The sequence below is a fragment of the Myroides sp. N17-2 genome (assembly GCF_002286775.1).
Lineage (GTDB): Bacteria > Bacteroidota > Bacteroidia > Flavobacteriales > Flavobacteriaceae > Flavobacterium.
The window spans coordinates 1-14,074 of record NZ_NSGJ01000052.1 but is presented as its reverse complement, the minus strand read 5'-3'; the positions used below and the strand labels follow the sequence as shown (position 1 = coordinate 14,074).

Below are 14,074 nucleotides of genomic sequence, written 5' to 3'. Positions count from 1 at the left end.
ACGTTGATACTAGACTCATCTTATCCCATTGAAGTAATTGCTTCATTGATGGTTTTTTTCTTGATTTGCGAGGTTTAGCACGGATGTAATTTACTCCTCTCCATGTTGCTCCAACTACTGTTCCTACTTTACCATTTACTGGACCTAGTATACCCTGTTTGATTTCTGCCATAACTTATGTTTTTTTGTGTTTTCGTGATTTTGGTTTTTATGATTTCGTGATGTTGTGATGACGTTTTTTGTTGGGGTGAATTGCAATTCGCCCGTACCGTTTCCTGTTTTGTAATATAAAAAAATCAGCATACCTAGTGCATAAGTAGTAAGAAAAATCCATAGGCTGTTCAACCCTTTGGTACTCTAGGTTGATAGTTGAATATGAATTAAATAGGTGTTAAAAACGAGTGATAAATTTACTTTTTTAGTCGGATTTTATCTTAGACTTGTGATAATTTAACTAAAATAGAATTGTGGATTGGAGCAGAATAAGAGTAGAATGAAAGCAGGATTCTTGGAGAATTAGGTTCTATACCCAATTATTATCCTATCATTCTCCTAAAATTGTCCTAGTAAGGAGTATTAAGACAGTGGTATACAGAGATGAGCGGAGGTTGGGAGTTTTATAGAGATTTATATTTTTGTACTTAACTTGTTGTTTATTAGGTTAATGTGGTTTTTGTTGAATAATAAAAACAGAAATAAAAGTATTTTGAACAGCGGAGAACTTGTTTGTGAGGAAGAAGTTGAGAAGAAAAGAGGCAGTTAGAGGTTTCTAAATAGTTTTTTAGTGCCTTTAGATATCTAAATTTGAAAAAAATAAAATATTAAATGAAGTCCAATTAGCTAGATTTACGTTTATACTCTATCAAGATGTGGGATAGAATAAAGCATGTTATTGTCTCTTTTTGAACTTTATTTGGTGTGATATGTTTTAGTTTCAATGCATTCTTTGCATTATAAAGCAAATGTTTTTGAATATTGCGAATAACTATTAATTTTGAAAACAAAAACACTATGAAAAAAATAATCTTATCTGCAGCTACAGTTTTACTATTAAGTGCTTGTGCTACAAATCCATTCACAGGGAAGAAGACAATGGCTTTTACTTCTAATGCAGAGCTTTTTCCGATGTCGTTCTCTCAATATGATACTTTCTTAAAAGAGCATAAGGTAATAAAAGGAACAAAAGATGCACAGCGTATCACTGACATTGGAATAAAAATCAAGAAAGCGGCTGAAATATGGTTAACAGCTAATGGGCATGGGAGTTACCTTAATGACTATAAATGGGAGTATAATCTAGTAGATGATAAGGAAGTAAACGCGTGGTGTATGCCTGGAGGTAAAATAGTATTTTACACTGGGATATTGCCTATATGTCAGACAGATGCTGGTATAGCAGTGGTGATGGGGCATGAGGTATCACATGCCTTAGCAAATCATGGGCAGCAACGTATGAGTGCAGCGATGTTACAGCAGGTAGGAGCAGTGGCATTAGATGCTGCTACAGCTAAATCTACTGCTTCTTCTAAGCAAATGTGGTCTGCGGCTTATGGGTATGGAACTCAAGTAGGAGGGATGTTGCCATTCAGTAGAGCTAATGAGACTGAGGCAGATAAAATAGGGCTTACACTAATGGCTTTAGCAGGGTATAATCCTGAGGAAGCAGTGAGTTTCTGGAGTAGAATGGCGGCTAGAGATGGTTCTGGAGGAGGTAACTCATGGATGAGCACTCACCCTAGTAATACGGAGCGTATTGATAATTTGAAGAAATTAATTCCTGAAGCGAAAGCGGAAGCAGCAAAATTTGGTGTATCTTTCGGAAAGTAAAATAAAATAGTATATATGTAAGCTACCATTATGGTAGCTTATTTTTTTTAATATCCTTAAATCTGCAGATAACGTTTAAACGAGAATGAATTATACAAAACAGAGCAAGATTAGCGATTAAAGTATACCTTAGTATGGTTTCAGAGCTAATGGAAGCTATGTAAAGTAGAATTCTTTCACAGTAAATGGTAGTTGCAGATTTAAGGTAATAGTATTTAAGTATGAAAAGTTTTATAAAAGGAGATAAGAAACTTTTAAATGCGTGGGCATTTTATGATTGGGCTAACTCTGTGTATGCTTTAGTGATATCATCATCTATTTTTCCGTTGTACTACGGATCTCTATTTAGAGAGTTAAATATAGATAGTTTTGACTTCTGGGGAACCTCTATAAAGAGTGAATCTATTATTAGTTATATCACTGCGATAGGATTCTTAATCGTCTGTATACTCTCGCCTATTCTGTCAGGGATAGCGGATTATCTAGGGACTAAGAAGTTCTTTATGAAACTCTTCTGTGGGATCGGTTCTGTATCCTGTATGCTATTATACTTCTTTAGTTTAGACTATATGTTATTGAGTTTATTAATCTATATGTTTGGGTTAATAGGTTTTTGGGGGAGTTTAGTATTTTATAATTCGTACTTACCGGATATCGCTTTTACAGATCAGCAAGACAAAATTAGTGCACAGGGATATGCTTTAGGGTATATCGGTAGTGTGGTGTTGTTATTGCTAAACTTGTTCTTAGTGATGAAGTATGAGCTGTTTGGTTTTGAGACAGCTATGTCAGCTATGCGTTTCTCATTTATCCTTGTTGGATTATGGTGGGTAGGGTTCAGTATGTACACTTTTAAGTACCTACCTGATTTTAAAAATGAGAAGAAGATTACTCGATCTGTATTGTTTAAGGGATTCAGAGAGTTGAAGAAAGTTTGGCATCAACTGAGTAGTTATGTGGAGCTAAAACGTTACTTAGTAGCCTTTTTTGTCTATAGTATGGCAGTGCAGACAGTGATGGTCATTGCGGCATACTTCGGTGAGAAGGAGATAGCATGGGAGAATGACTCACAGCGTACTACAGGCTTGATATTAAGTATTCTGATGATACAGTTAGTAGCGGTGGCAGGTGCTTACTTGACCTCGTTACTTTCAAAAAAAATAGGAAATATATATACGTTATGCGTTTTAAATGCGTTATGGATAGTAATATGTTTATATGCCTATACGGTAGTGACACCTAATGAGTTCTATGTGGCGGCTAGTTTCGTAGGATTAGTGATGGGAGGGATACAGTCCTTATCTCGATCTACTTATTCTAAGTTATTACCTGAGACTACAGATACGACATCGTTCTTCAGTTTTTATGATGTGACTGAGAAGTTGGGTATTGTATTAGGGATGTCTATGTATGGGCTAGTTAGTGACTTAACAGGAAAGATGCAGAATGCTATTCTATTTTTGGTAGTGTTTTTTGCAGTTGGTTTTGTCTTGTTGTTAAGAATACCTAATAAAAAACAGAGTTAGTAATAAAAGTCATATAAGATTGTATTTTTATTACTTGTATATTTGTAAATTGATTACTTAAAGTTTAGTAAGCTATAATATGAAAAAGACATTAAGAATATTAGCATTTAGTTTGTTCTCTATCGCAGGATTAACGGTTGTATCGTGTGATAACGAATCATATGATCCTATAATAGAGGGTGAAAAAGGAGTAGGTAAACCTGTTGTGACTGTAAATAATCAGGGAGATATGATTATGCTACGCGAAGGTGTAGTGGCTAGTAAAGATAGAGATGGAAAAATAACAATTGAAATAGTTGGTGCAGATAAATCAGGTAAAGATGTACTGACACTTAATACGTTTAAACTTCAGAGAGGTACTTTTCCTACTAATGCGACTGCCAATGAATGCAACTATTATAGTGTAGAGAATAAATTATTATATACAACTATCGATAAAGATAGACCTAATGTGATAAGTGGAATGCTTACTATTAGTGAGATTAATAGAAAGGCAAGAGTGTTATCAGGTAATTTTGATATCAAGCGTATGATGCCTACTAATAATGATAATCCTAATCTAAAAGCATTTGCTATAAGTGGAAGTTTTAAAGATATCAATATTGTACGTTCTTATGCTACATATTTAGAGGCTTTTGCGGATAATGAGGAGATGGAGAATCTTAGAGAGACAGCTAGGATAGAAGGAAATAGAATTATTATCACAAGTCTAGATCATGTAGAGAAAACGCAAGAGCTGATTCTTGATTTGCCAAGTGAAGGTTTAGTAGTGACAGGTAGTGATCCTAAAGAGTTTAAGAAGTTAGGATGGTTTAAGGTGGCTTATACTTCTAAGTATGGAGTGAAGTACACTTCTGATGAAGTAGCTGAATCTGAAGGTTCTCTTCGCATAGATGAGGCAGATTATAAAGATGGTAAATTAATATCTCTAAAAGGGCGTTTCGAGGCAAACTTAATAGGAGTAGGTGAAGAGAATAAAGACAAAAAAGTGAAGATTACTTTCGGTGAGTTCTCTATAAAACTTGATGCTCCTGTAGATAAATAATATTTTATTTTTTAACAGAAAAGACAAAAAATCCTTACACTTGTGTCAAGGATTTTTTTGTGGCATAAAGATTGAAATATTAATAGTGTAGAACAATTAAAAACAATGTTTTTATTGGTAATCAGGTAGTTGTGATATGGTTTTGAAGAGAGCTATGTCAATATATATTTGATTACTGACAAAATGACGTAAATATATATATGGGAAATCAAAAAACTATGACGTTTGACAACTTGTCGTTACAAGACTTAGGAGATGGAGATGCAGAGTTCATTCCAATCTTTTCAAGCGAAGATGAAGAAGAAATGAATAAAGAAGAGTTGCCAACTGTACTACCGATATTGCCATTGCGTAATATGGTATTGTTTCCAGGGGTAGTTATTCCTATTACGGCAGGTAGAGATAAATCTATCGAATTACTAAATAAAGCAAATAAAGGAGATAAAACCATAGGTGTAGTCGCTCAGATTAATGAGGATACGGACGAGCCAGGATTAAAAGATATCTATCATACAGGTACGGTAGCTCGTATCATCAAGTTATTAAAACTACCTGATGGTAATATCACTGTGATTTTACAGGGTAAGAAGCGTTTTGAGATTACTGAGCTAGTAGAAGAAGAACCTTTTATGAAAGCGAAAGTTATCGCTCGAGAAGAGAAGCGCCCAGGAAAGAAAAATAAAGAGTTTCCTGCTATTGTTGAATCTATTAGAGAAACAGCTTTAGAGATGATTAAGGAGAATCCGAATATTCCATCAGATGCATCATTTGCAATTGAGAATATCTCTAGTGATTCGTTCTTGATCAACTTTGTGTCTTCTAATATGAGTCTTGAAATAGCAGACAAACAACGTTTACTTAATCTAGATGATTTAAATGCTAGAGGATTAGAGGCGTTAAAGATGATGACTCTTGAATTGCAGAAACTGCAGTTGCGCAATGATATTCAGACGAAAGTTAGAATAGATTTAGATCAACAGCAAAAAGAGTATTTCTTACACCAACAGATGAAAACAATCCAAGAAGAATTGGGTGGTTTCTCTAATGAAGAGGAGTTTGAAGAAATGCGCAAAAGATCATTGACTAAAAAATGGTCTAAAACAGTACAGGAGCGTTTCGATAAAGAGTTAATGAAGTTTCAGCGTATGAATCCTCAGGTAGCGGAGTTTGGTATTCAACGTAACTATTTAGAGTTGTTGCTAGATTTGCCTTGGGACCATTGCTCTAAAGATGTCTTTAACTTAAAGAATGCACAGAAGCAGTTAGATAAAGATCACTATGGTATAGAAGATGTTAAGAAGCGTGTGTTAGAACACATGGCAGTCTTAAAGCTTCGTAATGATCTTAAGTCACCGATACTATGTCTGTATGGACCTCCAGGGGTAGGAAAGACGTCTATCGGTAGATCTATAGCAGATGCATTAGGACGTGAGTATGTGCGTATTTCTTTAGGAGGATTACGCGATGAAGCAGAGATAAGAGGGCACAGAAAGACATATATCGGAGCGATGCCAGGACGTATTATTCAGAGTCTTAAAAAGGCGAAGACGTCTAATCCTGTGTTTTTATTAGATGAGATAGATAAGTTATCATCTAGTCACAATGGCGATCCGTCATCTGCTTTATTAGAAGTATTAGATCCAGAGCAAAACAGTGATTTCTATGACAACTTCTTAGAGATGGGATATGATCTGTCTAAAGTGATGTTTATCGCTACATCGAATAGCTTGAGTACTATACAGCCAGCATTAAGAGATCGTATGGAGATTATCGAAATGACAGGATATACGATAGAAGAGAAAGTAGAGATAGGTAAACAGCATTTGTTAGATAAGCAGTTAAAAGCACATGGTATTACTTCTAAGGAATTAGTACTAGGGAAAAAGCAGATGGAGTATATCATCACTAACTATACAAGAGAATCGGGTGTACGTGGATTAGATAAGCAATTAGCACATATCGCTAGAGGTGTAGCTAAGAGCATCGTGATGGAGGAGGAGTATAATGTGAAGATGACAGAAGAAGATATCAGAAAGATATTAGGAACACCGCGTTTCGAGAGTGATAAATATGAGAATAACGATGTAGCAGGTGTTGTTACAGGATTAGCTTGGACTAGTGTAGGTGGAGATATTTTATATATTGAATCTATTATTTCTAAAGGAAAGGGTGAGCTATCTATCACGGGTAACTTAGGTACTGTAATGAAAGAATCAGCTACTATCGCTTTAGAGTATATTAAGGCGCATGCTGAGGATTTAGGTATATCACAGGATGTATTAGATAATTATAAGATACACATCCACGTACCAGAGGGAGCTACTCCTAAAGATGGACCTAGTGCAGGTATTACGATGTTAACATCGATGGTATCTTCGTTTACACAACGCAAAGTGAAAAAGAACTTAGCGATGACAGGGGAGATTACATTAAGAGGAAAGGTATTACCAGTAGGTGGTATTAAAGAGAAGATATTAGCAGCTAAAAGAGCTAATGTGAAAGAGATCATCTTGTGTAAAGACAACAGAAAAGATATCGAGGATATAAAAGAAGAGTACTTAAAAGGACTAACATTCCATTATGTCGATAGAATGGAAGAGGTATTAGCGATAGCAATTACTGATCAAAAAGTAAAGAATGCTAAAAAGTTTGAAGTAGTTAAAAAATAAAATACATTGAATTAAAATAAAAAAAGCATCACTATTCCAAGTGATGCTTTTTTGTTATATCTAATTTGGTTAACAAATAAGGTAATTAAAGAGAGTGTATTTTACATATTAACTGATATATGTTAGTTACAATTGGTTAAAATATTTGTATTTTTAAGGTGCTTTTTTGAAATACTTTTTTACTAGAGTATTTTTAAAGCTATATTTAGTACTCACACGACTTTAGAAAGTTTTATAAAAAGATTTGAGTGGTGATAAATACTATTATATTTGACAAATAAATGAGTTTAAACTAATTTTTAAATTTTTCAGTTTGAAAAAAATTACCATAGCGATTGATGGTTTTTCCTCTACGGGAAAAAGTACATTAGCGAAATCACTTGCCAAGTCACTTAGTTATGTATATATCGACACAGGAGCGATGTATAGAGCTGTAACTTTGCATGCCATGAGAAAAGGCTTGATAAAGAAAGATTACTTTAATAAGGAAGAGCTTATAGAATCCTTACCCTCTATAGATTTACACTTTGAATATAATCCAGAAAAAGGGTTTGCAGAAGTATTTTTGAATCAAGAGAATGTAGAAGGTGTGATCCGCAGTTTAGAAGTATCACAGTTCGTAAGCCAGATAGCAGAAATACCTGAAGTAAGAAGAAAGTTAGTTGACCAACAACAGAACTTAGGAAAGTCTAAGGGAGTAGTGATGGATGGTAGAGATATCGGTACTGTTGTATTTCCAGATGCAGAACTTAAGATTTTTATGACTGCTTCACCAGAGATTAGAGCACAACGTCGTTATGACGAATTAAGTGCTAAAGATCCTAATGTGACTTATGAAGCAGTATTCAACAATGTAGTAGAGAGAGATAAAATCGACACAACAAGAGCAGATTCTCCATTAGTAATGGCGTCAGATGCTATAGAAGTTGATAATTCAAACTTGACAATAGAAGAACAATTCGACTTAATCCTTGAGTTAGCGCGCGCGCGAGTTAAGTAATACTTTAAATCTGTAAACTACATTTACTGCGGAATAATTATACTTTACATAGCTTCAATTAGCTCGATAACCACACTATAGTGTGCTTTAATCACTAATCTTACTCTGTTTTGTACAATTCATTTTCGTTTAAATGTTATCTGTAGATTTGAAGCAATAAACACACTTATAAAACACAATCTAGAGAGTAACTATCTTTAGAGTATTAACACAGAAATAATATCATACGTAATGAATGTAAAAGCAAAATTGACGATGATGAGTTACCTCGAATTTGCAGTTTGGGGAGCTTACTTGACATCCATGGGTAATTATTTAGGATCAGTAGGACTTGGTTCTAATATAGGGACTTTTTATGCGGTGCAAGGGATAGTATCTATATTTATGCCTGCTATAATGGGTATCGTAGCAGATAGATGGATACCAGTGCAGAGACTATTAGGAATAAACCATTTATTAGCAGCTATCTTTATGTTAGCGACAGGATTATATGGTGCGATGGCAGGAAGTAATGTAGACTTTACTACTATATTTACTTTGTATACCTGTAGCGTGGCTTTCTTTATGCCAACTATTGCTTTATCTAATTCGGCAGCGTATACCATATTAAAACAAAATAACTTAGATACAATTACTAATTTTCCTCCGATTAGAACATTTGGAACCATAGGGTTTATATGTGCGATGTTATTCGTTAACTTCTTTGGTTTTCAGGATGGTACTTTAGGTTTTCACTTTGGTAGTGATATAGGATTCAAGAGTTTTCAAACTAGTTACCACCAGTTCTATGTATCTGCTATTTTAGGAGTTATCTTATTCTTATATAGTTTTGTCTTACCAAACTGTCCTATTAATAAATCAGATGCTAAGCTGACATTATATGATGCATTGGGATTAAAGGCGTTTTCTTTGTTTAAACAAAAGAAAATGGCTATCTTCTTTATCTTCTCAATGTTATTAGGAGTTTCTCTTCAAATTACCAATGGGTATGCTAACCCATTTATTACAACATTTAAAGATATTCCAGATTTTGCTAATTCATGGGGAGCTAATAATGCTAATGCATTGATTTCATTATCTCAAGTATCAGAGACACTGTGTATCTTATTAATTCCATTCTTCTTAAAACGCTTCGGTATTAAAGTGGTTATGTTGATGTCAATGTTTGCTTGGGTGCTTCGTTTTGGGTTCTTTGGATTAGGAGATCCAGGAAGTGGAGTATGGATGTTTATGCTATCTATGATCGTTTATGGTATCGCATTTGACTTCTTTAATGTATCAGGATCATTATATGTAGACAACGAAACTCCAGAAGATATTCGTTCTTCTGCACAGGGAGTATTTATGATGATGACTAACGGATTTGGAGCTACGATAGGTATGTTAATTGCTCAGTACATCGTAAATCACTTTGTATATAGTCAAGAGGACATTCTATTACAATTAGAAGGATGGAGACATTCATGGTTGATATTTGCAGGGTATGCTTTAGTAGTAACAGTGTTGTTCGCTGTTCTATTTAAATATAAACACAAACCAGCAATAGAGAAATAAATTGATGACAGGTACTCTGTTTTCGAATAGAGTACTAGTATATAAAAAAAGCGTGGTAAACATCAGTTTACCACGCTTTTTTATATTTATATAAGGTTGTTTAGTCCTTATTATTGTTCTTTTTCTTAGCAGCTCGCTTAGCTTCTACAGCTCTGTTACGAGGCTTAGTTTTACGAGGAGTACGTTTACCTGGTCCACCTAAGTTAACTTTCTGGTTCTTCTCTTTCTTATCGTGGAAAGCAGCACCTTTCTCTATAGGCTTCTTAACTTTGTTAAGTTGTTTAGATTTAAGTTTAGACTTCTCGAACTCCATTAAAGACTCAGAGATTACTACTTCTTCCGGAATAGTCATTTCTCTTAATTCCTTTTCCATTAGTACCTCTACAGCGATCTTAACCTCTTCTTCTTTAGGATCAATAATAGAGATAGCTACACCTGATTTGTCAGCACGCCCTGTACGACCTATACGGTGAATATACTGTTCTGGTAACTCTGTGAACTGTAAGTTGATTACGTGACTAATATCAGAGATATCAAGACCACGCGCCATAATGTCTGTAGATAAAAGACCTCTTAACTCGTTCGCCTGAAACTCAGCCATCGATCTAAGACGGAAGTTCTGAGACTTGTTAGAGTGAATTACTGTAAATTCTTCTGGGAATGCCTCGTCTAACTTAGCCATTACTACATCAGCAAGACGCTTACTGTTGATAAAGATAAGAACTCTATTGAACTCTTCTTTATTGCTTAATAAGTGCATTAGTAAGTTTAACTTTGTATTAAAGTTAGGTACGTTATATACTTGTTGATCGATCTGTTCTAATGGTGTTCCTGAAGGAGCAAGAGATACTTCTTCTGGAAATTCGAAGTATTCGTCTAGGATATCATCTACTTCCTCAGTCATAGTTGCTGAGAATAAGATATTCTGACGTTTTCCTCTCATCATAGTAAGGATAGAAGTAAGTTGTGTTCTAAAACCTAGGTTAAGAATCTCATCAAACTCATCTATTACTAAACGTTGCAAATTATCAAAACGAACTACACCATCTAGTGCTAAGTCCATCATACGACCTGGTGTCCCTACTAGGATGTCTACACCCTCATATACAGCTTTACGTTGTGTATTGATATTAGTACCCCCATAGATACCTAATGTTCTGATAGACATATATGCAGTAAGTTTCTTTACTTCATCTACGACTTGTACCACTAGCTCACGAGTCGGAACTAGGATAACAACTCTAGGATTGTCTACGTGGCTAAATTTCCACTGTTTTAGGATTGGAAGTAAATAAGCGAATGTTTTACCTGTACCAGTTTGGGCAATACCCATCATATCTCTACCTGATAAAATAACAGGAAAAGACTTTGCTTGTATAGGTGTTGGTGAAACAAAATTAAGCTCGTTTAGAGCTTTGTCAAGGGCTTTCGGTAGATTGAATTGCTCGAAAGTGTTCATACGTATTGATATTTGGTGCAAAGATACGTTTATTTTTTTTGCAATATCAAATACTTAGTAATCTGTTAACTGAAAGAATTTAAATGAAATAGTAATCTTAGTAGTGAAAACGTTATATCTAGGGATTATTTATTAAATAAATTTAATGAATAATAAAATACTTTACTTTTCTTATACTGATAAGGGATATTATATAATCTTTTTGATTACTCTAAGTTTATGTGTATGTCTTCCAGAATCTATATTATAAATCCCCAAGTGGTCTAGTCTGTCTATTCTAACTTTGCCGTGTGCGTGGATGATATAGTTGTTCTCCATAATAATACCTACGTGAACGATATTGCCATCAGCATTGTCAAAGAAGGCTAAATCACCTATCTCACTCTCTTCAATGAAACTTAAGGCTTCACCTATAGCTGCCTGTTGAGATGCGTCACGAGGGATGCGGTATCCATTAATGCGATAAACCATCTGTGTAAAACCAGAACAGTCGATTCCGAAAGGAGTCTTTCCTCCCCATAAGTAAGGAGTGTTTAAGTACATAAAAGCAGTTTTAAGAAAAGTCTGCTTAGTGAATTGACCTGTTATAGTAAGACCCTCATAAGAGAAGTTGTCTGTGTTAATACTATTCTTTTTTAATCCTGTAAGGCAACTACCCAAAGGGATAGCCATTAAGTGATTATTATTAGAAGTAATGAAGTCAACTAAGTCTGCTGAGTGGATAACAGAAGTATTCTGAAGATATCTATATTCATCTTCAGTTAATTCTTGATATTGTTTATTGTCTATCCAACCTTGGTATTTGTCAAAAGCAAGTTCTATTTTAGACCATTTCTCGGTTCTTTCTAAAATAGTAAAGTGTTCACCAAAAAGAACTTGAGAGACCATTTCGCTTCTATCGCTTGGTTCTAGTCTTAGTGGTACAATGGCAAGGTTGCAATATGCAAACATAATATAGGTTTGAATTAAAGTACAAAAGTAAAAGATGAGTTTGAACTAATCAAACTCATCTTGAATATATTGTGAAAAAAAATTAAGCTCTTTCGATAACTAATGCAGATGCACCACCACCACCATTACAAATAGCAGCAGCTCCGATCTTAGCATTGTTTTGTTCTAATACGCTTAATAAAGTAACGATAATACGAGCTCCTGAACATCCTAGAGGGTGTCCTAAAGATACAGCACCACCATTAACATTGATTTTGTTAGCGTCAAGATTAAGTAATTTTGCGTTAGCAATACCTACTACAGAGAAAGCCTCATTAAATTCGAAGAAGTCAACATCCTCGATAGCGATATTCGCTTTTTTAAGTGCTTTAGGAAGCGCTTTAGCAGGAGCAGTAGTAAACCACTCAGGTTCTTGAGCAGCATCAGCATATCCTTTGATGTACGCTAATGGTTTTAATCCTAAGCTCAATGCTTTCTCTTCACTCATTAATACTACAGCAGCAGCACCATCATTGATAGTAGATGCGTTAGCAGCAGTCACTGTTCCGTCTTTCGTAAAAGCAGGACGTAGAGAAGTGATTTTATCTAATTTTACATTAGTGTATTCTTCATCTTTAGCTACCACGATAGCATCTCCTCTGCGTTGAGGTACTGTTACAGGTACTATTTCATTGTCAAATTTACCAGCATCCCAAGCCTTAGCTGAGCGTTCGTAAGATTTGATAGCGAAGTTATCTTGTTCTTCTCTTGAGATATTATGTGTACTAGCGCATAAGTCAGCAGATACTCCCATAGCATTATTGTCATAAGCGTCTACTAGACCGTCATTCTGTAAACCATCTATAATAGTAGCAGGACCAAACTTATTACCATTACGCATGTGTATATAGTGAGGGATCATACTCATATTCTCCATTCCACCTGCCACTACTATTTCTGCATCACCAGCCATGATAGCTTGTGTTCCTTGCATAATAGCTTTCATTCCAGATGCACAAACTTTATTTATTGTAGTACAAGCAACCTCTTTAGATAAACCAGCTTTTAGGGCTGCTTGACGAGCTGGTGCTTGACCTTCTCCTGCTTGAACTACATTCCCCATCAATACTTCATCCACTAGATTAGCATCAAGTTTGATCTTATCTAATGCCCCTTTAATTGCAGTTGCTCCTAAATCTGTAGCTGGTACAGTTGATAAACTCCCTAAGAAACTTCCGATAGGTGTTCTAGCAGCAGAAACAATAACTACTTTTTTACTCATAATATATAGATTAATTAAGTTTGATTTTACAAGTTTAAAATATAGACCTCAAGGAGGTCAATAAAGATGTGGGAAAATACACAAAATATCTTGATTTAGGAGAATTAAATAAGAAATAAAAAAATAATGTTTTTTTTATTTGAGTTTACTGCATTGACTACGAGTGTATTCGTTTTTAAGGCGTGTTTTTTTGTGTTTTTTTTATTCCAAAAGCTTGCATAGAATCAAAACTAGTGCTAAGTTTGCATCCGCATTAGAGAAGTAATTATCTAAGCAACGGAGAGGTGCCGGAGTGGTAACGGAGCAGATTGCTAATCTGTCATCGGGTAACCGATGCCAGGGTTCGAGTCCCTGTCTCTCCGCTCTTTCGGGGTGTAGCGTAGCCCGGTCATCGCGCCTGCTTTGGGAGCAGGAGGTCGCAGGTTCGAATCCTGCCACCCCGACGAAAGAAAAACGATTACAGTTTTTTTGGAATGGTCCAATAGCTCAGCTGGATAGAGCAACTGCCTTCTAAGCAGTAGGTCTCAGGTTCGAATCCTGATTGGATCACAACTTTAAGGAATAGAAATTCCTTAATACTTACAAAAACCCGCTATTAGCGGGTTTTTTTATTGATATAAGTAACCTTTAATGGACAATATAGGACACAATTTTTACCCTAATAGTGGATCAATCTCAAAAGTTGTGTTTATGCATAAAGTTTAGTCAATCTGTATAAGAAGAAGTCAATATCTCTTACTCCTCTAAATTGAGCCCTGAATGCTTTAATTTTGGCATTAAAT

Annotated in this window: 10 protein-coding genes, 3 tRNA genes and 1 pseudogene; 9 read left to right on the top strand and 5 right to left on the bottom strand. The window is 35.1% G+C overall.

Annotation, left to right across the window (positions count from 1 at the left end):
• Positions 1-172, bottom strand: a 172-nt coding sequence (locus tag CF599_RS19980) for a DUF6266 family protein (RefSeq protein ID WP_254050349.1), incomplete at its 3' end; no start/stop codon positions are given.
• 839 nt (positions 173-1,011) lie between these two features.
• Here CF599_RS19980 and CF599_RS16725 point away from each other — a divergent pair.
• The 6 genes from CF599_RS16725 to CF599_RS16700 all read left to right on the top strand — a co-directional run bounded on the left by CF599_RS16725 (position 1,012) and on the right by CF599_RS16700 (position 9,621).
• On the top strand, positions 1,012-1,827 hold the full coding sequence (locus tag CF599_RS16725; RefSeq protein ID WP_121967103.1) for a M48 family metallopeptidase: 816 nt from the start codon (positions 1,012-1,014) through the stop codon (positions 1,825-1,827).
• A 221-nt stretch (positions 1,828-2,048) separates the two neighbouring features.
• Complete coding sequence (locus tag CF599_RS16720) at positions 2,049-3,353, top strand: MFS transporter (RefSeq protein WP_121967102.1); 1,305 nt, start codon at positions 2,049-2,051, stop codon at positions 3,351-3,353.
• 79 nt (positions 3,354-3,432) lie between these two features.
• Entirely contained in the window at positions 3,433-4,398 is a 966-nt protein-coding gene (locus CF599_RS16715) for a DUF6252 family protein (RefSeq protein ID WP_121967101.1), read from the top strand.
• Positions 4,399-4,598: 200 nt separating this feature from the next.
• Positions 4,599-7,067 carry an endopeptidase La gene (gene lon, locus CF599_RS16710; protein WP_121967100.1) on the top strand — a complete coding sequence of 823 codons (2,469 nt, stop codon included), beginning with the start codon at positions 4,599-4,601 and terminating at the stop codon, positions 7,065-7,067.
• Positions 7,068-7,380: 313 nt separating this feature from the next.
• Positions 7,381-8,067, top strand: a complete 687-nt coding sequence (gene cmk / locus CF599_RS16705) for a (d)CMP kinase (RefSeq protein ID WP_121967099.1) — start codon at positions 7,381-7,383, stop codon at positions 8,065-8,067.
• A gap of 231 nt (positions 8,068-8,298) precedes the next feature.
• Positions 8,299-9,621, top strand: a complete 1,323-nt coding sequence (locus tag CF599_RS16700; protein WP_121967098.1) for an MFS transporter — start codon at positions 8,299-8,301, stop codon at positions 9,619-9,621.
• A gap of 100 nt (positions 9,622-9,721) precedes the next feature.
• On the opposite strand, the gene CF599_RS16695 is transcribed toward CF599_RS16700, so the two are convergent.
• The 3 genes from CF599_RS16695 to CF599_RS16685 all read right to left on the bottom strand — a co-directional run bounded on the left by CF599_RS16695 (position 9,722) and on the right by CF599_RS16685 (position 13,292).
• Positions 9,722-11,080 carry a DEAD/DEAH box helicase gene (locus tag CF599_RS16695; RefSeq protein ID WP_121967097.1) on the bottom strand — a complete coding sequence of 453 codons (1,359 nt, stop codon included), beginning with the start codon at positions 11,078-11,080 and terminating at the stop codon, positions 9,722-9,724.
• A 189-nt stretch (positions 11,081-11,269) separates the two neighbouring features.
• Positions 11,270-12,031: a C40 family peptidase gene (locus tag CF599_RS16690; protein ID WP_121967096.1), complete on the bottom strand. Its 762-nt coding sequence runs from the start codon at positions 12,029-12,031 to the stop codon at positions 11,270-11,272.
• An 82-nt stretch (positions 12,032-12,113) separates the two neighbouring features.
• On the bottom strand, positions 12,114-13,292 hold the full coding sequence (locus CF599_RS16685; RefSeq protein ID WP_121967095.1) for an acetyl-CoA C-acyltransferase: 1,179 nt from the start codon (positions 13,290-13,292) through the stop codon (positions 12,114-12,116).
• Positions 13,293-13,570: 278 nt separating this feature from the next.
• Here CF599_RS16685 and CF599_RS16680 point away from each other — a divergent pair.
• The 3 genes from CF599_RS16680 (at position 13,571) to CF599_RS16670 (ending at position 13,841) form a co-directional block, all read left to right on the top strand.
• A tRNA-Ser gene (locus CF599_RS16680) sits at positions 13,571-13,654 on the top strand.
• A 6-nt stretch (positions 13,655-13,660) separates the two neighbouring features.
• A tRNA-Pro gene (locus CF599_RS16675) sits at positions 13,661-13,735 on the top strand.
• A 32-nt stretch (positions 13,736-13,767) separates the two neighbouring features.
• A tRNA-Arg gene (locus CF599_RS16670) sits at positions 13,768-13,841 on the top strand.
• Positions 13,842-13,980: 139 nt separating this feature from the next.
• On the opposite strand, the pseudogene CF599_RS19975 reads toward CF599_RS16670, so the two are convergent.
• A pseudogene (locus tag CF599_RS19975) lies at positions 13,981-14,074 on the bottom strand (transposase); the annotation flags it as partial.

Coding starts and splice junctions, on each gene's coding strand:
- CF599_RS16725 (WP_121967103.1), top strand. CDS start 1,012: ATGAAAAAAATAATCTTATCTGCAGCTACAGTTTTACTATTAAGTGCT.
- CF599_RS16720 (WP_121967102.1), top strand. CDS start 2,049: ATGAAAAGTTTTATAAAAGGAGATAAGAAACTTTTAAATGCGTGGGCA.
- CF599_RS16715 (WP_121967101.1), top strand. CDS start 3,433: ATGAAAAAGACATTAAGAATATTAGCATTTAGTTTGTTCTCTATCGCA.
- lon (WP_121967100.1), top strand. CDS start 4,599: ATGGGAAATCAAAAAACTATGACGTTTGACAACTTGTCGTTACAAGAC.
- CF599_RS16700 (WP_121967098.1), top strand. CDS start 8,299: ATGAATGTAAAAGCAAAATTGACGATGATGAGTTACCTCGAATTTGCA.
- CF599_RS16695 (WP_121967097.1), bottom strand. CDS start 11,080: ATGAACACTTTCGAGCAATTCAATCTACCGAAAGCCCTTGACAAAGCT.
- CF599_RS16690 (WP_121967096.1), bottom strand. CDS start 12,031: ATGTTTGCATATTGCAACCTTGCCATTGTACCACTAAGACTAGAACCA.
- CF599_RS16685 (WP_121967095.1), bottom strand. CDS start 13,292: ATGAGTAAAAAAGTAGTTATTGTTTCTGCTGCTAGAACACCTATCGGA.